At 66.4% G+C, this 19,093-nt stretch carries 18 protein-coding genes; 9 read left to right on the top strand and 9 right to left on the bottom strand.

Annotated elements, in window-relative coordinates:
- The first annotated feature begins 92 nt into the window (after nt 1–92).
- Together HBJ55_RS10895 and HBJ55_RS10890 are read left to right on the top strand one after the other, a co-directional pair.
- On the top strand, nt 93–1,553 hold the full coding sequence (locus HBJ55_RS10895; protein WP_167114240.1) for a sodium/glutamate symporter: 1,461 nt from the start codon (nt 93–95) through the stop codon (nt 1,551–1,553).
- A 189-nt stretch (nt 1,554–1,742) separates the two neighbouring features.
- Entirely contained in the window at nt 1,743–2,327 is a 585-nt protein-coding gene (locus HBJ55_RS10890) for a VOC family protein (RefSeq protein ID WP_167114237.1), read from the top strand.
- 77 nt (nt 2,328–2,404) lie between these two features.
- Here the strand turns inward: HBJ55_RS10890 and HBJ55_RS10885 are convergent, their stop codons facing one another.
- The 7 genes from HBJ55_RS10885 to HBJ55_RS10855 are packed head-to-tail and all read right to left on the bottom strand — an operon-like array spanning nt 2,405 to nt 8,413.
- Complete coding sequence (locus tag HBJ55_RS10885; RefSeq protein WP_167114235.1) at nt 2,405–3,121, bottom strand: lipoate--protein ligase family protein; 717 nt, start codon at nt 3,119–3,121, stop codon at nt 2,405–2,407.
- A gap of 36 nt (nt 3,122–3,157) precedes the next feature.
- Nucleotides 3,158–3,964, bottom strand: coding sequence for a 2-oxo acid dehydrogenase subunit E2 (locus tag HBJ55_RS10880; protein WP_167114232.1), 807 nt, complete (start codon nt 3,962–3,964; stop codon nt 3,158–3,160).
- Between the two features lie 11 nt (nt 3,965–3,975).
- Nucleotides 3,976–4,212, bottom strand: coding sequence for a lipoyl domain-containing protein (locus HBJ55_RS10875; protein WP_167114229.1), 237 nt, complete (start codon nt 4,210–4,212; stop codon nt 3,976–3,978).
- Between the two features lie 10 nt (nt 4,213–4,222).
- A complete protein-coding gene (locus HBJ55_RS10870; RefSeq protein ID WP_167114226.1) occupies nt 4,223–5,254 on the bottom strand; it encodes an alpha-ketoacid dehydrogenase subunit beta in 1,032 nt (343 codons plus the stop codon).
- 16 nt (nt 5,255–5,270) lie between these two features.
- Nucleotides 5,271–6,257 (bottom strand): thiamine pyrophosphate-dependent dehydrogenase E1 component subunit alpha, encoded by a 987-nt coding sequence (locus tag HBJ55_RS10865; protein WP_167114223.1) that lies wholly within the window; start codon nt 6,255–6,257, stop codon nt 5,271–5,273.
- A 13-nt stretch (nt 6,258–6,270) separates the two neighbouring features.
- Entirely contained in the window at nt 6,271–7,851 is a 1,581-nt protein-coding gene (locus HBJ55_RS10860) for a GMC family oxidoreductase (protein WP_167114220.1), read from the bottom strand.
- A gap of 52 nt (nt 7,852–7,903) precedes the next feature.
- Nucleotides 7,904–8,413 (bottom strand): gluconate 2-dehydrogenase subunit 3 family protein, encoded by a 510-nt coding sequence (locus tag HBJ55_RS10855; RefSeq protein WP_167114217.1) that lies wholly within the window; start codon nt 8,411–8,413, stop codon nt 7,904–7,906.
- A 308-nt stretch (nt 8,414–8,721) separates the two neighbouring features.
- Between HBJ55_RS10855 and HBJ55_RS10850 the strand changes: the two genes are divergently transcribed.
- From HBJ55_RS10850 to HBJ55_RS10820, 7 genes are all read left to right on the top strand, one after another.
- Nucleotides 8,722–10,710 carry a sigma-54-dependent Fis family transcriptional regulator gene (locus HBJ55_RS10850; RefSeq protein ID WP_167114214.1) on the top strand — a complete coding sequence of 663 codons (1,989 nt, stop codon included), beginning with the start codon at nt 8,722–8,724 and terminating at the stop codon, nt 10,708–10,710.
- A gap of 357 nt (nt 10,711–11,067) precedes the next feature.
- Nucleotides 11,068–13,860 carry a monovalent cation/H+ antiporter subunit A gene (locus tag HBJ55_RS10845; RefSeq protein ID WP_167114211.1) on the top strand — a complete coding sequence of 931 codons (2,793 nt, stop codon included), beginning with the start codon at nt 11,068–11,070 and terminating at the stop codon, nt 13,858–13,860.
- The gene (locus tag HBJ55_RS10840) at nt 13,860–14,198 is read left to right on the top strand and encodes a Na+/H+ antiporter subunit C (protein WP_167114208.1); all 339 of its coding nucleotides are present in this window, start codon (nt 13,860–13,862) and stop codon (nt 14,196–14,198) included. Before HBJ55_RS10845 ends, HBJ55_RS10840 begins: the two co-directional genes overlap by 1 nt.
- Nucleotides 14,195–15,718: a monovalent cation/H+ antiporter subunit D gene (locus HBJ55_RS10835; protein ID WP_167114205.1), complete on the top strand. Its 1,524-nt coding sequence runs from the start codon at nt 14,195–14,197 to the stop codon at nt 15,716–15,718. Before HBJ55_RS10840 ends, HBJ55_RS10835 begins: the two co-directional genes overlap by 4 nt.
- Nucleotides 15,715–16,224 (top strand): Na+/H+ antiporter subunit E, encoded by a 510-nt coding sequence (locus HBJ55_RS10830; protein ID WP_167114202.1) that lies wholly within the window; start codon nt 15,715–15,717, stop codon nt 16,222–16,224. The genes HBJ55_RS10835 and HBJ55_RS10830 overlap by 4 nt, the downstream gene beginning before the upstream one ends.
- Nucleotides 16,221–16,490, top strand: a complete 270-nt coding sequence (locus HBJ55_RS10825) for a K+/H+ antiporter subunit F (protein WP_167114199.1) — start codon at nt 16,221–16,223, stop codon at nt 16,488–16,490. Before HBJ55_RS10830 ends, HBJ55_RS10825 begins: the two co-directional genes overlap by 4 nt.
- A complete protein-coding gene (locus tag HBJ55_RS10820) occupies nt 16,487–16,840 on the top strand; it encodes a Na+/H+ antiporter subunit G (RefSeq protein ID WP_240936069.1) in 354 nt (117 codons plus the stop codon). The genes HBJ55_RS10825 and HBJ55_RS10820 overlap by 4 nt, the downstream gene beginning before the upstream one ends.
- Nucleotides 16,841–16,875: 35 nt before the next feature.
- Here the strand turns inward: HBJ55_RS10820 and HBJ55_RS10815 are convergent, their stop codons facing one another.
- Complete coding sequence (locus HBJ55_RS10815) at nt 16,876–17,472, bottom strand: peroxidase-related enzyme (RefSeq protein ID WP_167114196.1); 597 nt, start codon at nt 17,470–17,472, stop codon at nt 16,876–16,878.
- Nucleotides 17,473–17,488: 16 nt separating this feature from the next.
- Nucleotides 17,489–18,985 carry a cysteine synthase A gene (cysK, locus tag HBJ55_RS10810; protein ID WP_167114193.1) on the bottom strand — a complete coding sequence of 499 codons (1,497 nt, stop codon included), beginning with the start codon at nt 18,983–18,985 and terminating at the stop codon, nt 17,489–17,491.
- Nucleotides 18,986–19,093 lie beyond the last annotated feature (108 nt).

Here is a 19,093-nt window from a genome sequence, read left to right as displayed (position 1 = left end):
CTTCGGCACTGCTCGGGACAGAGGAGGGATTCGTCTACGCTGAGACAAGCTGCCTCGAATGGCACCCAGACAGTCCAAGGAAGGAGTCGTTCATGTCGTTTTCCGTAGGCGAGCTGTTCGTCGCGTTGATGCTGATCTCACTGGCATTGCTGGCGAGCAATGTCGTTCTGTCGCACTCCGCCATGCTGCGGCGCCTGTTCCTGCCAAGCTCCGTCATAGGCGGCCTGATCCTGTTGTTGCTCGGGCCCGATGCGCTTGGCCAGGTCGTGCCCTTGCCCTTCGAAGAACCAGCAGGGCTGTTTCCCGCCTTCGTTCACGAAAGCTGGGCCGCCCTGCCCGGCCTGCTGATCAACGTGGTGTTCGCGGCACTCTTCATCGGCCGTCCGATCCCCGGCCTGCGCACCATCTGGCTGCGTGCCGGACCACAGGTGGTGGTCGGCCAGACCATGGCCTGGGGCCAGTACGTGGTCGGCCTCTCGCTGGCGCTGTTGGTCCTGGCTCCCGTGTTCGGCATGAACCCCATGGCCGGCGCGCTGATCGAGATCGGCTTCGAAGGCGGCCACGGCACGGCGGCTGGCATGGCGGATACCTTCGACGAGCTTGGCTTCGAGGAGGGTGCCGACCTGGCCCTGGGGCTGGCTACCGTGGGTATCGTATCGGGCGTGCTGATCGGCACGCTGATGATCAACCTGGCCGCCCGGCGCGGGGTGATCAAACTGGAGGAGAAGGTCGAGACACCCCGTAGCCAACGCCAGGCCCAGGAGATCGATAGCGAGCAGGAGAGTGAGCTGCCCTCTACCGAGGATTACGCCGAGTTCAAGAAGGATCTGGCCCAGGAAGAGGAAACGGCCGATCCCTTGAGCCTGCACATCGGCCTGGTGGGCATCGCCATCGTCATTGGCTGGCTGATCCTCAGTGCCTTGCAGTGGGTCGAGCAACAGACCTGGGCCAGCGACGGCGGAATCGAAATCCTCGCTCATGTGCCGCTGTTTCCCCTCGCCATGATCGGCGGCGTGATCGTGCAGCTGTGTGTTACCCGCTTCGGCCTGGAGCCCCACGTCTCGAGCCGCACCATGGCGCGTATCGCCGGCACCGCGCTGGACTTCACCATCGTCGCGGCCCTGGCCACGCTGTCGCTCACCGCCCTGGGCGAATATCTCATTCCTTTCCTGCTGCTGGCCGCGGCCGGCATCGGCTGGTGCCTGTTCGTACTGATCGTGATCGCCCCGCGGGTGATTCCCGAGAACTGGTTCGAGCGCGGCATCGGCGACTTCGGCCAGTCGATGGGCGTCACCGTCACCGGCTTGCTGTTGATGCGCATGGCCGACCCCAAGAACCGCTCCGGCGCCTTCGAAAGCTTCGGCTACAAGCAACTGATGTTCGAACCGGTGGTCGGCGGCGGCCTGTTCACCGCCGCCTCGCTCCCGCTGATCGCCCAGTTCGGCCCGCTCACCATCCTCGGTTTGACGCTGGTACTCACCGTGGCCTGGCTGGCCTTCGGGCTGCTCTACTTCGGCCGCATGGTGCCGGAGCGAGGACGTGGCAGGTGGTGACGGCTCATGAGCGTAACGTGACAGCTGTCACATGGCTGTATCGTGGAGTACACCCAGGCCTCGTGTTTCCGCCTCCCTGACATGGAAAAACAGGAGCTTATTTTCTGTACCGCCTTGGCATGCTCCTTGCCGTCATAACTTCGGTGGCAAACAAGCCGCCAAAAAACGGCAACAACAAGGAGTCATGCCATGAACAAGACCAAATGGGTGGGGCCCGCCCTTGCAGCGCTGCTGACCAGCCACACCGCACACGCAGAACTGCCGGGCATGCGCGGCACGCAGCATTTCGGCTTTACCGTACCCGATCGACAGGTGGCGGTAGATTTCTTCGTCGACGTCATGGGCTGCGAAGCTTTCTTTACCATCGGCCCCTTCGGTCCCTTCGGGAACGACTGGATGACGGAAAACCTCGACGTGCATGCAGAGGCGACCATTCCTGCCGCCCACCTGGTGCGCTGCGGCAACGGCACCAACCTCGAGATCTTCGAGTACACCGCGCCCGATCAACGTACTGAACAACCGCGCAACAGCGATATCGGCGGCCATCACATCGCCTTCTACGTGGATGACATGGACGAAGCCGTGGCCTATCTCGAGTCACAGGGGCTCGATGTGCTCGGCGAACCCAAGACCTTTACCGAAGGCCCCATGAGCGGGCTGACCTGGGTCTACTTCATGGCACCCTGGGGCATGCAGCTGGAGCTGGTCAGTTCACCGCATGGCATGGGTTACGAGGCCAAAACCGGCAGCCGGCTGTGGGATCCGCGCCATTGAGTAAAAACAGCGGCGCCATGTCGGCGCCGCTATCGATACGATCAGGCCCAGCGGTTCAAGGTCATGTCATCGCCGACTCATGGCGCGTTGGCCAGACGCCATAGCAGATCGGGCAGCGCCGTCCCGATGTCCACCCCGGGCAGCGCCTGCGTGAGCGCGACGTGACTCGCGGCCAGAAAGCGCTGGGGATCGTCGATGGCTTCCTGGAAGGCATTGACGACACCGACGAGCTCAGCCGGATCGCCGCTCACCTGCATGGCACCGTGGACCAGCATCGCCATGTCGCGGCAGCCGCGTACCCGACGCCAGCGCTGAGCCGTGCCCACTAGCTTGCGCCCGCCGATACGCACGTTGAAGCGACCGTCGCAGTATGCGCCCGGCGCTTCGCCCAGATCGGCCCCCTCGACCCCGAGCGAGGCCAGCCACTCGCACCAGGGCTCACCCAGGCGATGGTAACCCCACTCGAGATGCGCCGCGGAGCTGCCCACCCGACAGCGCAGCGCCAACGCCACATTGACCACCGAGGCGCATTGCGGCACCGGCGTGCCGCCCGTGGCGCGGAACAGGATCGGCCAGCCCAGCTTGCGCAGGACCTGGCGCGCCTCGGGAAAGCCTTCGTTGCGCTCGTGGCGGCGCGGCATCACCAGGGCGCGATCCAGCGGCTGCCAGGCCAGCAGTTCGAACTGGCTCTCGCCCTGGCAGATTGCCTCCAGCCGGGCCTCCTCCGCAGCCAGGCCGGCTTCCACACTGAGCCGCTGCAGGCCGTTTCCGTCGATGGGCGGCACGGCGGTCATGGCAGGTTTCCTCTCTCCAAGGGCTCTCGAAGTTCGCTAGGAGCTCGATGTCTCGCCGAGTTCATGATCGAAGGCATCCGGGGACAGCGTCTCGATGCGCTCGCACAGCGCATCGAGAAATGCCGCCGCCGGTGCACCGTTGACGGCACGATGGTCGAACGTCAGCGAGAGGCCGATGAAATCAGCCGCCCGCCAGCCATCGGATAGTGGCACAGGGCGCGTTTCGATCCCACCGATACCCAGGATGGCCACCTGCGGCACATTGAGTATCGGCGTGAAGTGGTGCACCCGCGAGCGCCCCAGGTTGGACACCGTAAAGGTAGCGCCGGTCAGCTCGCGCACGCCGAGCCGGCCCGCCTGGGCCTTGGCCGTCAGCGTGCGCCGCGCTGCGGGCAGCTCGCCCAGGCCCAGCGATTCGGCACCGAACAGGGCCGGTGCCACCAGCAGGTCGTCGGGCAGCGGTATCGCCAGGCCTAGGTTCACCGAACCATGCTCGACGATTCGGTTTTTCTCCAGTGTGGCATTGAGCGCAGGGAAGTCGGCCAGGGTCTGTACCACCAGGCGCAGCAACAGGTCCTGCAGCGAGGGCACGGCGAGCCTCTGCTGCCGGCAGTGCGCTCTCAGCGCCTGCGGCGCTTCCAGGCACGCGCTGGCATGATGGGTCAGCTGCGCCGAGGTCTGCAGGCTCTGCAGCATCTTCGAGGCGATCATGCCACGCATGCCCTTCAGCGGTATCTCTCTCGCCGTGGCCTCGCTCAGTGGTTCGTCGCCCGCTCGGGCCGACAACGGACCCGCCCCCACAGGGCGGGTCGTGTCGAGTCGTGTCGTGCTATCGAGTTTCATGGCTGCTCTCCTCAGCTCTCCAGCGTGGCGATCACGCTGCCCTTCTCCACCACCTCGTCCTCCTCCTTGGCGATGGTGAGCTTGCCCGAGAGCGGCGCCTCGATCTCGTACTGTGCCTTCTCCACCATGACCTCGGCGACGAGGTCCCCCTGGGCGACTTCGGCGCCGTCGCTGACCAACCAGGCGGTGATGACGCCCACGGTGTCGCCTTCCCACAGGTCATCGGGCACACGGATATCGTTCGTCATGCAGGTCTCCTCACTGGTCTCGCATCATCTGGTGAAAGGCGGCGACGATCTTGTCGGCATTGGGCAGCGCCCACTGCTCCATGGTCGGCGCGAAGGGAATCGGAATGTCGGGGTAGGCCACGCGCTTCGGTGCGGCCTTGAGTCGGCAGGCGACATGCTCGGCGACGGTGGCGATGATCTCGCCGCTGACGCCGTAGCTGTGGTAGTCCTCATCGACCACGATCAGGCGTCCGGTCTTGGCCACCGAGGTGCGTACGGTCTCGCGGTCCAGCGGCACCAGGCTGCGCAGGTCGACGACTTCGGCGGAAAAGCCCTCCTCTTCCAGCACCTTGGCCGCGCGCAGGCAGTGGTGCACACCGGCAGCAAGGCTGACCAGCGTCACGTCGTGGCCCTCGCGCACCACCGCGGCCTTGCCGATGGGCACCGTGTAAGATTCCTCGGGAACCGGCACGGTGGCGCCCTTCTCGGTGCCCAGCCAGCCCATGCCCTGCAGCGATTTGTGGTACATGAACACCACCGGATTGTCGTCGCGGATCGCTGCGGTCATCAGTCCTTTGGCATCGTAAGCGTTGCTCGGCGCCACCACCTTCATGCCTGGCAGGTGAGCGAAGGTGGCGTAGAGGCACTGGGAGTGCTGGCCGGCGTCGGAGTAGCCGCCCCCGGTGGAGGTCATCAGCACCATCGGCACCTTGACCTTGCCGCCGGAGAAGTAGGTGTTCTTGGCCATCAGGTTGTAGATGGCGTCCATGCACACGCCGAAGAAATCCACGAACATCAGCTCGACGATGGGGCGCATGCCATCGGAGGCGGCACCCACCGCGGCGCCGATGAAGGCGGTCTCGGAGATCGGCGTGTCGCGCACCCGCTCGGCGCCGAACTCGTCGAACAGCCCGCGAGTGTTGCCGAACACGCCGCCCAGGGGGCCGACGTCCTCGCCCATCACGAAGACCCGTGGATCGACGCGCATCTCCTGGGCCGTGGCCTCGGCCATGGCCCGGGCAATGGTGAGCTTGCGTGTGGAACTCTTGGTAGTAGTCGTCATGCTTCTTCTCCTCGCGTCAAGCGAATACAGCCTCGAGCGCCGCCTCGGGCGGCAGGAACTCGCTCTGCTGGGCGAAGCGAATGGCCGCTTCGACCCGCGCGTGGGCCTCGGCCACCAGCGCGGCGTCGCCGGCCTCGTCGAGCACGCCGGCGTCGAGCAGCGCCTGGCGGTAGCGCGGGATCGGGTCGCGGGCCTTGAGCCCCTCCTTCTCGCCCTCGGGCCGGTAGTCCTCGCCGTCGCCCATGAAGTGGCCGGCGAGCCGTGCGGTCTCGATCTCGATCAGGCTCGGCCCCTGCCCTTCTCGCGCCCGGGCGATGGCTTCGCCGGCGGCGGCGAATACGCCCTCCACGTCGTTGTCGGCGACGTGGTGGCCGGGGATGCCGTAGGCGGCGGCGCGCAGGTCGTTGCGCGGCACCGCGGTGGAGGCCTGCTTGGCCACCGAGATGCCCCAGGCGTTGTCCTCGATGACGAACACCACCGGCAGCTGCCATACCGCGGCGAGGTTGAGCGCCTCGTGGAAGGCGCCCTGGTTGGCCGCCCCCTCGCCCATGAAGGCCACCGCCACGCCCGGCTTGCCCTGCATCTTTCTCGACAGTGCGGCGCCCACCGCCGGGCCGAGGCCCTCGCCGATGATGCCCGAGCAGGAGAAGTTCACCGCGGCGTCGAACAGATGCATGTGGCCGCCGCGTCCGCCGGCGAGACCGGTGGCCTTGCCGAAGATCTCGGCGACCATGGCGTCGAGGTCGACGCCCTTGGCCACGGCGATGTGGTGTGGCCGGTGGGTGGCGGTGACGATGTCGTCAGCGTCGAGATGCGCACAGACGCCCACCGCACAGGGCTCCTGGCCGTTGGAGAGGTGCATCTCGCCGGGAATCGGCCCTTTGGCCATGTTGAAGACCGGGGTCTTGCCCTCCATGTAGAGCGCCTCGATGCGCTCCTCGAGGTAGCGGCTGAGTACCATGTGGCGGTACATCCAGCGCCGCTGGTCGGCTGTCGGTTGCATGGGATGGCTCCTGTCAGAGTTCGCCGCGCGACATGCGCTCGGCGATGTGATCGGCCTGGCGCAGGGCCAGGGCGACGATGGTTAGGGTGGGGTTCTCGGCGCCGCTCGAAGTGAACTGGCTGCCGTCGGAGACGAACAAATTGTCGATGTCGTGGGCCTGCCCCCACTGGTTCACCACGCCGTCCTCGGGGCGCGCGCTCATGCGGTTGGTGCCCACGTTGTGGCTGGTGGGGAAGTCCGGCACGTCGAACACCCGCACCGCGCCCACCGCTTCGTAGCAGCTCCGTGCCTGCTGCTGGCCGTGGCGGCGCAGGGCCTCGTCGTTGGGGTGATCGCCCTTGTAGACGATGGGTACCGGCAGGCCGTACTGATCCTTGCGGGTGTCGTGGAGGGTGATGCCGTTCTCCTCCATGGGCAGGTCTTCGCCGCAGATCCACACTCCCGAGAGGTGGTCGTACTTCTCCAGAATCGCGGCGTAATCGCGCCCCCAGCCGCCGTTGGCGGGGTCCATGAACTTGGCGAAGAACGGCAGGCCCAGCGACATCACTTCGAGGGTGTAGCCGCCGACGAAGCCGCGGGAGCGGTCGAGCCGCGCCTCGTCGGAGATGATGCCGGCGAAGGTGGTGCCGCGGTGCATGTTCACCGGCTTGGGCATTTCGGCGAAGACACAGGCGGTGGCGTGGGTCATGTAGTTGCGCCCCACCTGGCCGGAGGAGTTGGCCAGGCCGTCCGGGAACAGCGCGGAGTGTGAGTTGAGCAGCAGCCTGGGCGACTCGATGGAGTTGCCGGCCACGCAGACTGCCCGAGCCCGCTGGCGCTGCCGGTTGCCCTCGGCATCGGCGTAGACCACGGCGTTGACCCGGCCGCGCTCGTCGTGCTCGATGGTGAGCGCCATGGCGTCGGGGCGGACTTCGCAGTAGCCGGTGGCCTCGGCGCGGGGAATGTCGGTGTACATCGTCGACCACTTGGCGCCGAAGCGGCAGCCCTGCATGCAGAAGCCCGCCTGCATGCACTGGGGGCGGTCGTCGTAAGGCCGGGTGTTGATCGCCATTGGGCCGGCGCGCAGCTTCTCGTAGCCCACCCGCCTGGCCCCCTCGGCCAGTACCATGAAGTTGTTGTTCCAGTCGTGCAGCGGCATGCCCGAGGCCTCGCCGGTCACGCCCATGTGCCGCTCGGCCTGGACGTAGTAGGGTTCGAGCTCCTCATACGAGAGGGGCCAGTCCAGCAGGTTGGCGCCGGCGATGTCACCCACCTCGCTGTGCAGGCGGAACTCGTGGGGCTGGAAGCGTAGCGCCACCCCGGCCCAGTGAATGGTGCTACCGCCCACGCCCTTGACGATCCACGCCGGCAGGTTGGGAAAGGTCTCGGTCAGCTGGCGCGGACCGGCGGTAATGCGCTCGTCGAGCCAGGATATCTTCTCGAACATGGCCCACTCGTCGTTCTCGATATCCTCCAGGGCATAGCGCTTGCCGGCTTCCAGCACCACGCTCTTGATGCCCTTGCGGGCCAGGGCGTGGGCCAGGGTGCCGCCGCCGGCACCGGAGCCGATGATCACCACCACCCCGTCGTCGTCATGCTCGAATCGGGTACTCATGGCGTGTCTCCTCATTGCAGCGTTTGTTGTTGTGGTGCGTGGCGCGCGTGCGTCACAGCCAGTCGATCACCAGATCGTTGTAGCCGCGGCCGACATAGCCGCCCTGCTCCCACGAGGAGCCCTCGTAGCCGAAGTGGGCTTGCCACAGTTCGGGCGTGTCGTAGAGCCCCACCACCAAGGTGTTGCGTACGGCCTGGAAGAACTCGCCATCTTGGATCTGGCGCAGCAGCGCCTCGCGCTCGGTGGCGCTCTCGATGGCGGTGTAGTCGCGGCCATGCGCCTCGTGCGCGCGACGATCCAGGTCATCGAGTCCGGCGACGATCAGCTCGTGGCGTTCCTCGAGCAGCGGCGTCAGCGGCGCCAGGTAGTAACGATCCTCGATGGCTGCGTGGGGGTAGATGTCACGCCCCAGGCGCAACAGGCGCCCGGCAAGGTCCGGCTCGGCTTGTGCCCAGCGCGGCCACAGGGAGCTCATGCCCAGCGTCAGGCCTGCGCCTGCCAGGGCACCGGTGAAGGTGAGAAAGCGGCGGCGACTCAGTGTCGCCTCGAGAGGCGTGGTCATGGTGTGAATCCTCGATTGTTGTTGGAATCCGCCATTCGCGATGGCGGCCACGCTCCAACCAAGGCAGCTTCCGTGCCAGCTCGACGAACAATCATTCCAAGCCACTGTTAGTCTTGATATTTTTCAAATCCACAAGGAGCCAGCCAGCCGTGAATCAGGCGCGGCGTGACAGTTTCGTTGACAGGTGGGCGAACGCAGGTGTAACGAGGGGCGACGAAGGTCGTATCTCATGCCGGACACGCTCTTCGTACCTTGAAGAAAGGAAAACAATAAACTTGAAAGCACGCCGTTAGCGGCAGAGGCACGCCATGCCGACGACCATCAGCCAGCGCGAGCACATCGACACGATTCTGCAGACCGTGGCCAGCCCCGAAGCAGGACAGCCGCCCAGCGATAACACGATCATCAGTCGCTCCTGGCGGCGCTGCATCGATCGCTACGGCCTGGATCCGGCTCGCCCGACGCCGCCGCGCTATGTGCCGGGCGCCACGTTGCGCGAACGCCAGGACCAGGCCGATGACCTGCTGCAGGTGGCCAGGGCCGGCGTGGAACAGCTCTATCGCCAGGTGGCCCCGCTCGGCTACGTGGTGCTATTGACCGACGCCCGAGGCATCGCCGTGCAGTTTCTCGGTGCCAAGGCCGACCAGCGCGAACACCAGCGCACCGGGCTCTACCTGGGCGCAGACTGGAGCGAGGCTCATGCCGGGACCTGCGCCGTCGGTACCTGCATCCACGAACGCAGCGCCCTGACCTGCCACCATAGCGATCACTTCAGTGCCCATCACATCCAGTTGACCTGTACCGCGGCCCCCATCTTCGACCCTCATGGCCAGTTGCTTGCGGTGCTCGATATCTCCGCCTATCGCTCACCGACGGCCCGCGACTCCCAGACCTTCGCCCTGCAGGTGGTGAGGTTCACCGCCAAGATGATCGAAGATGCCTACTTCCTTCAGCGCTACGGCGATCATGCCATCCTCTGCCTGGATCGTTCGCGGGAGTTCGTCCAGATCAATCGGCGTTTCCTGCTCGCCATCGAACCCGACGGCAGGCTGGTAGCGGCCAACACCGCCGGGCGCAAACTGCTGCGACACCATCAGCTCCCCCTGCCGGAGGCCGGCGAGCCGCGCCCCTTCCAGGCCTGGAACATCCAGGACCTGCTCGACGCCCAGGCCGACGAGATTCTCGGCATCCCTCACCACAGCGACGACCGGGTGCGAGCCTTCCATACTCGTCGCCACCGTGAGATCCACTTCGCCACCTTGATCGAACCGCCCCGCCGCAGCGCATCGGGCCAGCCCAGCCAGCATGATTCCAGCCTGGCACCGCTGGAAGCCCTGGCCGACGACGACCCCAGCATGCGCGACACCCTGACCCGTGCCGCCCGGCTGCGCAACGAGCCGATCAACATCCTGGTCATCGGCGAGACGGGAACCGGAAAAGAACGCATGGCGCGTGCCCTGCACGAATCGAGCCGACGCCACGACAAACCCTTCGTCGCGATCAACTGCGCAGCGATGCCGGAGTCGCTGATCGAGAGCGAGCTGTTCGGCTACGAGCCGGGCAGCTTTACCGGGGCGCGCAGCAAGGGCATGAAGGGGCTGATCGCCCAGGCTGACGGCGGCACGCTGTTTCTCGACGAGATCGGCGACATGCCGCTACAGCTGCAGACCCGGCTGCTGCGGGTGCTGGCCGAACAGGAGGTGCTGCCCATCGGCGCCAGCCGACCGATCAAGGTCGACCTGCGTGTGGTGGCGGCGACCCACCGCGACCTGCGCGAGCTGATCCACACGGGGCGCTTTCGCGAGGACCTGTTCTATCGCCTCAACGGCGCCAGCCTGCGCCTGCCGCCGCTGCGTGAACGCGCCGACAAGGGCTACCTGATTCGCCGGCTCTTCGACGAGATCAACGGCGAGCGCGACTCACGCGTGCGCCTGCGCGGCGATGCCATGAGCGCCCTGCTCGCCTACCCCTGGCCCGGCAACATTCGCGAACTTCATAACGCCCTGCGCTTCGCCCTGGCCACCTGCGACGGAGACGAGGTGGTGGTCGACGACCTGCCCGAGGAGTGTACCCATGGCCAGCTCGCGCACCCCGGTGCCAGCCGCGGCTGCTCCGACTCATCGGCGCACCCGGCCACAGCGCACACGCCGCAGCAGGACCTGCTCTACCGCGCCCTGGTTCGTCACCAATGGAACATCAGTGCGGCGGCCCGGGAGCTGGGGCTCTCCCGCCCCACCATCTACAGGCGCATGAAACGGCTGGGGATCGTGCCGCCCAACCAGCAGCCCGCTGACTGAAATGCCCGGAGCCAGGGCCGGGCAGATATCACCGTGCGCCGACATGCCAAGGTGTCGCTGGCCAAGCGCTCGCCTGCGAGGATCGGAAACCTCGCCCAGCGTTGACACGAGCCAAGGAACGGGCCGCCAAAGCCCACTATATTGATGCCGTTGACGACATCTTCCGGCAGGCGACGCCAGCCCCGTCACTGGCGACGCCGCGGCGATGCGATGAAGTTCTCAGGCTTCAGGGGGCGACATGCGAGGGATCATTCACCGGTATCCACACCCATATGCGAGTCAACCCGCGCCTCCGGGCCGGCGCCTGAGGCGGTCCAGCCGTCAGCACGCCTCCCCACGATAGCCGCAAGCGACCGCATGTCCCTTGCCCTCGTGATCCTGCTGCCCCTGCTGGGAGCGTTGCTGCCAGCGCTTCGCCAGGGCGGCTCGTCCCGGCAGCTGGCGACTCTCGCCGCCTTTCCCGCGATATCGAGTCTCGCCCTGCTGCTGAGCTGGCTGCCGCGAGTCTCGAGCGGCGAGACCGTCATTCTCGAACTGAGCTGGCTGCCCTCGCTGGGATTGAACGTGGCGCTGCGCCTGGACGGCCTGGGCCTGCTGTTCGCCCTGCTGATTACCGGCATTGGCTGCCTGATCCTGCTGTATGCCCGCTACTACTTCGAAGGCAGCGCTTCGGTCGCGCGTTTCTACATCCTGATGCTGCTGTTCATGGCGGCCATGCTGGGCATCGTGCTATCCGAAAACCTGCTGTTCATGCTGGTGTTCTGGGAGCTGACCAGCCTGGTGTCGTTCCTGCTCATCGGCTTTCACAGCGACCGTCATGCCTCCAGGCTGGGCGCACGGATGTCGCTGGTGATCACCGGCGGCGGCGGACTTCTGCTGCTGGGCGGCATCGTGCTGTTGGGTCAGGCCGCCGGCGGCTATGAACTCTCGGTGGTGCTCGAGGCCGGCGAGCGAATCCGCGCCCATGAGCACTACGCCCTGATGCTCAACCTGATCCTGCTCGGAGCCTTCACCAAGTCGGCCCAGTTTCCCTTCCATCTCTGGTTGCCCCACGCCATGACCGCGCCGACACCGGTCTCCGCCTATCTGCACAGCGCCACCATGGTCAAGGCGGGGCTGTTCCTGCTCGCCCGGCTGCATCCTGCCCTGGCGGAGACCGAACTGTGGTTCCACCTGGTCACCCCGACCGGCATGCTGACGCTGATGGTGGGTGCCTTCGTGGCCATGTTCATGCACGACATGAAGGGGCTGCTGGCCTACTCCACGGTCTCGCACCTGGGGCTGATCATGCTCCTGCTGGGCCTGGGCACGCCCATGGCGGTGGCGGCGGCGCTATTCCACTTGGTGTGCCACGCGCTGTTCAAAGCACCGCTGTTCATGATGGCGGGCTACGTGAACCGTGCGACCGGTACCCGCGACATGCGCCAGATCAACGGTATGTGGCGCTTCATGCCGGTGCTGATGGTGCTGTCGGCGATCCCCGCCGCCGCCATGGCCGGCCTGCCGCTGATGAGCGGCTACCTGAGCAAGAAGATGCTGTTCGGCGAAAGCTTGCTGGTAACGACGCCCAGTTGGGCGACTGTGGTAATCCCCGTCTGGGTGACCCTGGCCGGGCTGTTCTCGGTGGCCTACTCGATTCGCATCTTCCACAACGTCTACTTCAATGGCAGGCCCATCGATCTGCCCGTCTGGCCGCCCAGGCAACCCCGCCTGGCGGCCCTGACGCCCATCGCACTGCTGGCCCTGGCCACGCTCTACGTAGGCTTGGCACCGGCAGGACTCAACGCACTACTGGTCCACCCCGCGTTCCTCGCCTCGCGCCAGGCCGAACTCTCCGCCTACGATTTCTCCACACTGGGCGGCACCCTGCCCATGCTCATGAGCCTTGTCGCGCTGGCAGGCGGCGCGCTCTTCTACATGATTCGCGATCCGCTGTTCCGCCTCCACGCCCGGCTGCCCGAGGTGGATGCCAAGGAGATCTTCGACTGGATCATGCTGCGCATCATCGCTTTCTCCCAGCAGCGCGTCTTCCAGCTCGAGAACGGCTCGCAGCAGCGCTACCTGACCTTCATCATGGTTACCGTCGTGGTGCTGGTCGGCGTGGAACTGCTCGCCGTGGCGCGCTGGAACGGCGGCGTGCCGCTGGCACCTCTCGACCCGCTGACCGTGCTGGCCGCCATCCTGCTCTGCCTGGCAGCCATCGGCGTGGTGGTCTTCCACCACTATCGGCTGCCGGCCCTGTTGCTGCTCGGGGTGACCGGGCTCTTCGTCACCGTCGCCTTCGCCCGCTTCTCGGCGCCGGACCTCGCCCTGACCCAGTTGATGGTGGAAGTGATGGCGGTAGTGATCATGATGCTGGCGCTCTCCTTCCTGCCCCAACAATCGCCCAGGGAAGCCACGCGCTTCAGGATGGGACGGGACCTCGCCATCGCCGGCCTGATGGGCGTCGGCGTGGCTGCCTTCAGCTTCGCCATCCTGACCCGGCCGCAGCAGAGCATCTCCGACTTCTTCCTCGCCAACAGCCTGCCCGGCGGCGGCGGCACCAACGTGGTCAACGTGATTCTGGTGGACTTCCGCGGCTTCGATACCCTGGGCGAGATCACCGTGCTGGGCATCGCGGCGGTGGCGGTGTTCGCCTTCACCCGTGACCTGCACCTCAAGGAGCGGGTGGTCGACACCAACCCCGAGCACTGGGTCGCCGAGCCGCACCCGATCATGCTCGGCACCGTGGCTCGGCTGGTACTGCCGATCGCCCTGCTGGTCTCGGCCTATATCTTCCTGCGCGGCCATAACCTGCCGGGCGGCGGCTTCATCGCCGGGCTGATCACCGCCGTGGCGCTGACGCTGCAGTACATGGCGGGCGGGCTGGTCTGGGCGCAGGCGCGCATGCTGACCGCTTTCCGGCCACTGATCGGCGCCGGCATCCTCATCGCCGTGCTCACCGGCCTCGGCAGCTGGCTGTTCGGCTACCCCTTCCTCACCTCGGCCCATGGCCACATGCACCTGCCGCTGATCGGCGACTTCGAGCTGGCCACCGCGATGCTCTTCGACCTCGGGGTCTATGCCACCGTGGTCGGGGCAACGCTGCTGATACTGGCCAACCTCGGCAAGCTGATGACCGTGGCGGGCCCCGGCAAGGAGATCGGCTGATGGAACTGCTCTATGCGATAACCCTGGGCGTGCTGACCACCTGCGGAATCTATCTGTTGCTGCGGGCGCGCACCTTTACGGTCATCCTGGGGCTCACTCTGCTCTCCCACGCCGTCAACCTCTACCTGTTCGCTTCGGGCCGCCTGGTCGCCGGCGCGCCGGCCATCGTCGGCTACAGCGAACGAACGGCGGACCCGCTGCCCCAGGCCCTGGTGCTGACCGCCATAGTCATTGGCTTCGCCATGACCGCCTTCGTGGTAGTGCTGGCTCTCAAGGCGGCGGTGGAGCTGCGCAACGACCACGTCGACGGCGAGAATCCGGACGAGGACCTTGCATGAACCACGCCCTGATCCTGCCGATACTGCTGCCGCTGGTCACCGGAGCGAGCCAGCTGCTGCTCTACCGGCTGCCCTTCGGCGTACAGCGCCTGGTGGGTGTCGCCAGTACCCTGGGCCTGGTACTGCTGGGGGTGTGGGGGCTGGCCATGGCCGGCTCGGGGGAGTACCAGCTCTACCACGCCGGTGACTGGCCCGCGCCTTTCGGCATCGTGCTGGTGCTCGACCGACTCTCCGCCATCATGCTGGCGCTGACCGCCGTGCTGGGCTTCTGCTGCTTGCTCTATGCCAGCAGCGGCGCCGACAGGCGCGGCGCGCACTTCCACGCTCTGTTCCAGTTCCAGCTGGCCGGCCTCAACGGCGCCTTCCTGACCGGTGACCTGTTCAACCTCTTCGTGTTCTTCGAGATTCTGCTGATCGCTTCCTATGCCCTGCTGCTTCACGGGGGCGGCCGTGCCCGCAGCCGCGCCGGGCTGCACTACGTGGTCATCAACCTGGCGGGCTCCGCGCTGTTCCTGATCGCCCTGGGTACCCTCTATGGCCTCACCGGCACCCTCAACATGGCCGACCTGGCCTTGCGCGTGGCGGAGGCACCGCCGGAAGATGCGCCGTTGCTCGCCGCCGCCAGTCTGATCCTGCTGGTGGTGTTCGGCATCAAGGCCGCCATCCTGCCGCTGCTGTTCTGGCTGCCCCGCGCCTATTCGGCCTCCAGTGCGCCGGTGGCCGCGCTCTTCGCCATCATGACCAAGGTCGGCGTTTACGCCATCCTGCGGGTCTTCCTGCTGGTCTTCGCGCTGGGCGAAGCGCCGGTCAACGCGACCGCCTGGGCCTGGCTGTGGCCGCTGGCGCTGCTGACCCTGGCGCTGGGCGGCGTCGGGGTGCTGGGCTCGAACAGCCTGCGCACCCTGACCGCCTATCTGGTAATCCTCTCGGTAGGCACCCTGCTGGCCATCATCAGCTTTGTCACCCCAGACTCGCTAGGCGCCGCGCTCTTCTACCTGATCCACAGTACCGGCATGACCGCCGTTTTCTTCCTGCTCGCCGACCTGCTGGGCCGGCAGCGCGAGGCGGGCTACGACCGCTTCTCGGCGATCGGCCCCATCGGCCATCGCTGGCTGCTGGGCACTCTGTTCTTCGTCGCCGCCATCGCCATGGCGGGCCTGCCGCCGTTCAGCGGCTTTGTCAGCAAGGCGTGGATCCTTCAGGCGAGTTCGCAGGAGCCCCAGGGGCTGTGGCTGTGGGGCGTGTTGCTCACCGCCGCGCTGCTGACCCTGATCGCCCTCAGCCGCACCGGCAGCAACTGGTTCTGGCGACCCGAGGACATGGCCAAGCCATACCCGCTCGAGCGCGGCCCGCTGGCCCTGGTGTCCGTCATGGTCGGCCTCAATGGGCTGCTGGCGGCATTCGGCGAGCCGGTGATGGGTTATCTCGAGCTGACCGCGGATCAGCTGCTCGACCCACAGGCCTATATTGCCGCCGTGCTGCCGCAGGCCAACGCTGCGGCACAGGAGATCGCCCCATGACGCCGTCGCCGTTCCGCTCGCGGCAGTTCTGGCTGCCGCATCCACTGTTCTCGCTGTTCCTGGCACTGCTGTGGCTGTTGATGGTCAACGACTTCAGCGTGGCCCATGCCCTGCTGGGACTGGCCCTGGGCGTGGCCATTCCCTTCGTGACCCACGCCTTCTGGGCCGAAGAGGCGAAGATCAAGCGCCCCCTGCCATTGCTGCGTTACCTGCTGGTACTGCTGGTGGACATCCTGCGCTCCAACCTGGTGGTGGCCATTCGCATCCTGCGCCCCGCCAGGCACCTGCAGCCGGGCTTCTTCCTCTACCCACTGACCCTGGACGACGACTTCGCCATCACCATCCTGGCCAGCACCATCTCACTGACGCCAGGCACCGTCTCGATCCACTACGATGCGAAGGCCAACACCCTGCTGGTCCACGCCCTGCACCTGGAGGACGAAGCCGAGGCCATCGCCACCATTCGCGAACGCTACGAGCAGCCGCTCGAGGAGATCTTCCGATGATCGCCACCGTCATCACGGTCGCCATGACGCTCTTCGCCATTGCCGCCCTGCTCAATCTCTACCGGCTGACCGTCGGACCGGATATCGTCGACCGGATCCTGGCGCTGGACACCCTGATGGTCAACAGCATCGCGCTGATCGTGCTGGCGGACATCCGGATGGGGCTGGGTGTGCTGTTCGAGCTGGCCCTGCTGATCGCGCTGATGGGCTTCGTCAGTACCGTCGCCATGAGCAAGTACCTGCTACGGGGGGACGTCATCGAATGACCACTATCGACATGCCGTGGTACCTGGAGCTCGTCGTCGCCACATTCCTGCTGTTCGGTGCGCTGGTGGCACTGATCGGCTCCTGGGGGCTGGCCAAGCTGCCCGATTTCTACACGCGCCTTCATGGCCCGACCAAGGCCAGCACCCTGGGCGTCGGCTGCACCCTGATCGGCTCGCTGCTCTACTACAGCTACCAGCAGGGCGGCGTCTCGTTCCAGGAGGCGCTGGTGACGATCTTCCTGTTCGTCACCGCCCCGGTCAGCGCCCACATGCTGGGCAAGGCCGCCCTGCGTCGGCGGCTCCCGGGCGTGGCGCGCACCCGTAACATGCCCGATATGTCCGAACGCTAGCCCCCTGATCCGTTTCGGCGTAGTTCGTCGACGGTTCAGGCCTGCGCTGTGTCACGTGCTATCGGCCTGCCCACGCTGAGCGGCTCCACCAGTCCGGGGGGGAGCTGGCGAAAGACGGTATCGGCCTCGGCCCCGAGGCCGTCGAGAATGCGCGTAAAGAAGGCGCGCCCCGCCACGACGGCAACGATGTCGAAGATCTCGTCGTCGGCGAAGCCGTGAGCCCGTAGCGCTTCGATATCCTCGGCGCCGACCTCCTGGGCACGGCAGGCCACCTTGGCGGCAAATTCCATCATTATGCGTTCCGCCTCGCTGAGCGGCCCCGCCTCGCCCGCCAGCATGGCCTGGGCGGCCTCCATGCCCATGAGCTGCGACAGCGCCTTGGCATGGGCCAGCGAGCAGTAAGTGTTGCCCAGGGCCCGGGCGGCGGCGAGCGTTACCAGCTCATACCGACGTGACTCCATGGGCCGGCGGATAGTCGCAATCAGCGCCGCCCAGCACTTCATTACCTCGGGGCGGTGACAAAACACGCGGGCATAGTTGGGCAAGAATCCGAAGTGGGCCTCCTGGCGCCGGTACATCTCCCTGACCTCGCCCTCGGCCAGTTCCGGGGCAATCGTATCGATGTAGCTCATGTCGGCTTCCTCCGATTCAGGCCGTGGTGGAGCGTGGATGCAGCCAGGCCGGCAGCAGGAGTTCGGGATCGATCCTCGCCCCGCTGTCGAAAGCGACGCCACAGGCTGCAAGGCGTTCGCCAAGGCTGCCGTCGGCCCAGGCCTCGAACAGCTCACCGCAGCCGCCCAGCGGCTCGCCGCCGATGAATATCTGCGGAATGGTAGGCGCCCCGGTGCGCCGCGCCAGCACAGGACGCAGGCGCACGCCCATGTCGTCGGCCTGATAGTCAGGCGAATCGAGATCCACGCTCAGGTAATCGACCCCCAGCCGGGCGAAGAGCTTGCGCGCCGCCCAGCAGAACTCGCACCAGGCCAGGGCGAACATGACCACCGGGGACTGAGCCAGGCAGTCATCGAGCCGGCGCTCGGCTTCAGCATCCTTCACCGCTTCCTGTGCTGCGGTGACTCGTGCCGCGGGCACGGCAGTTGGCTGGGGAGTGGGCGCGGGCGTGTCGAAGCGGCAACCGGGCGTGGAGCGCGACAGCGCCAGCTCCTCCTCGTTCATCTCGTCCTCGATGCCCTCGAACAGCGGCGTTGACTGATAGCGCTCGCCGGTGTCGGGCAACATGCAGACCACATGGCTGCCGGCCGGCGCCTGCCGAGCCACCTGCAAAGCCGCGGCCAGGGTCGCGCCAGCAGAAATGCCGACGAAGATGCCCTCCTTGCGGGCCAGCTCGCGGGCCAGGCGCAGCGCATCCTCTCCCGCCACCGGCACGACGTCGTCCACCATGCCGGCAGCCACCGCCTGCTGGGTCAGTGCCGAGATGAAATCGGGGCTCCAGCCCTGCATCAGGTGGGGGCGGAAACGCGTGTGGCTCCTACCTGCCGGCTGGACCTCGCCACTGGCCAGCAGCGGGGCATTGTCGGGCTCGGCGACCACCACGCGGGTCGCCGGATCGGCGGCTTTCAGCACCCGGGAGACGCCCTTGAGCGTCCCGCCGGTGCCGAAGCCGGTCACCCAGGCATGGATCGGCTCCCCTTGCATGTCGTCGAGGATCTCCCGCGCCGTGGTGCGGCTGTGCACTTCGGCATTGGCCTCGTTCTCGAACTGGCGGCACAGGAAGTAACCATGGGTTTCGGCCAGTTCGATCGCCTTGGCCAGCATGCCGCTGCCCTTCTCGGAGGCCGGCGTGAGCACGACCCGGGCACCGAGGAAGCGCAGCAGACGCCGCCGCTCCAGGCTGAAGCTCTCGGCCATGGTCACCACCAGCGGGTAGCCTTTGCGGGCGCACACCATGGCCAGGCCGATACCGGTATTGCCGCTAGTGGCTTCGATCACCGTCTGGCCCGGGTGCAAGGTGCCGCTGCGCTCGGCCGCCTCGATCACTGCCAACGCCATGCGGTCCTTCACCGAGCCCATGGGATTGAAGGCTTCCACCTTCACATGCACGTTGATGTCCGGCGGGGCGAGCCGGGCAAGCCGTACCAGCGGCGTGCGGCCGATGGTTTCCAATATGCTGGCGTAGCGGGTCATGGTGAGTCTCCTCGGGTGAGTAGACCGACAGCGTTGGCCCATGCCGAGGGAGCCGGCGTGTAAACCAGCGTGGTTTTCCTGCCAAAGAAGTAAAAAAATGGTCGGACG

The sequence above is a fragment of the Billgrantia bachuensis genome, from assembly GCF_011742165.1.
Lineage (GTDB): Bacteria > Pseudomonadota > Gammaproteobacteria > Pseudomonadales > Halomonadaceae > Halomonas > Halomonas bachuensis.
This window is presented reverse-complemented; position numbering and strand designations above follow the sequence as displayed.

What these genes read in the sequence shown, in the direction of transcription:
- HBJ55_RS10895 (WP_167114240.1), top strand. Translation starts at nt 93, where the DNA reads ATGTCGTTTTCCGTAGGCGAGCTGTTCGTCGCGTTGATGCTGATCTCA.
- HBJ55_RS10890 (WP_167114237.1), top strand. Translation starts at nt 1,743, where the DNA reads ATGAACAAGACCAAATGGGTGGGGCCCGCCCTTGCAGCGCTGCTGACC.
- HBJ55_RS10885 (WP_167114235.1), bottom strand. Translation starts at nt 3,121, where the DNA reads ATGACCGCCGTGCCGCCCATCGACGGAAACGGCCTGCAGCGGCTCAGT.
- HBJ55_RS10880 (WP_167114232.1), bottom strand. Translation starts at nt 3,964, where the DNA reads ATGAAACTCGATAGCACGACACGACTCGACACGACCCGCCCTGTGGGG.
- HBJ55_RS10875 (WP_167114229.1), bottom strand. Translation starts at nt 4,212, where the DNA reads ATGACGAACGATATCCGTGTGCCCGATGACCTGTGGGAAGGCGACACC.
- HBJ55_RS10870 (WP_167114226.1), bottom strand. Translation starts at nt 5,254, where the DNA reads ATGACGACTACTACCAAGAGTTCCACACGCAAGCTCACCATTGCCCGG.
- HBJ55_RS10865 (WP_167114223.1), bottom strand. Translation starts at nt 6,257, where the DNA reads ATGCAACCGACAGCCGACCAGCGGCGCTGGATGTACCGCCACATGGTA.
- HBJ55_RS10860 (WP_167114220.1), bottom strand. Translation starts at nt 7,851, where the DNA reads ATGAGTACCCGATTCGAGCATGACGACGACGGGGTGGTGGTGATCATC.
- HBJ55_RS10855 (WP_167114217.1), bottom strand. Translation starts at nt 8,413, where the DNA reads ATGACCACGCCTCTCGAGGCGACACTGAGTCGCCGCCGCTTTCTCACC.
- HBJ55_RS10850 (WP_167114214.1), top strand. Translation starts at nt 8,722, where the DNA reads ATGCCGACGACCATCAGCCAGCGCGAGCACATCGACACGATTCTGCAG.
- HBJ55_RS10845 (WP_167114211.1), top strand. Translation starts at nt 11,068, where the DNA reads ATGTCCCTTGCCCTCGTGATCCTGCTGCCCCTGCTGGGAGCGTTGCTG.
- HBJ55_RS10840 (WP_167114208.1), top strand. Translation starts at nt 13,860, where the DNA reads ATGGAACTGCTCTATGCGATAACCCTGGGCGTGCTGACCACCTGCGGA.
- HBJ55_RS10835 (WP_167114205.1), top strand. Translation starts at nt 14,195, where the DNA reads ATGAACCACGCCCTGATCCTGCCGATACTGCTGCCGCTGGTCACCGGA.
- HBJ55_RS10830 (WP_167114202.1), top strand. Translation starts at nt 15,715, where the DNA reads ATGACGCCGTCGCCGTTCCGCTCGCGGCAGTTCTGGCTGCCGCATCCA.
- HBJ55_RS10825 (WP_167114199.1), top strand. Translation starts at nt 16,221, where the DNA reads ATGATCGCCACCGTCATCACGGTCGCCATGACGCTCTTCGCCATTGCC.
- HBJ55_RS10820 (WP_240936069.1), top strand. Translation starts at nt 16,487, where the DNA reads ATGACCACTATCGACATGCCGTGGTACCTGGAGCTCGTCGTCGCCACA.
- HBJ55_RS10815 (WP_167114196.1), bottom strand. Translation starts at nt 17,472, where the DNA reads ATGAGCTACATCGATACGATTGCCCCGGAACTGGCCGAGGGCGAGGTC.
- cysK (WP_167114193.1), bottom strand. Translation starts at nt 18,985, where the DNA reads ATGACCCGCTACGCCAGCATATTGGAAACCATCGGCCGCACGCCGCTG.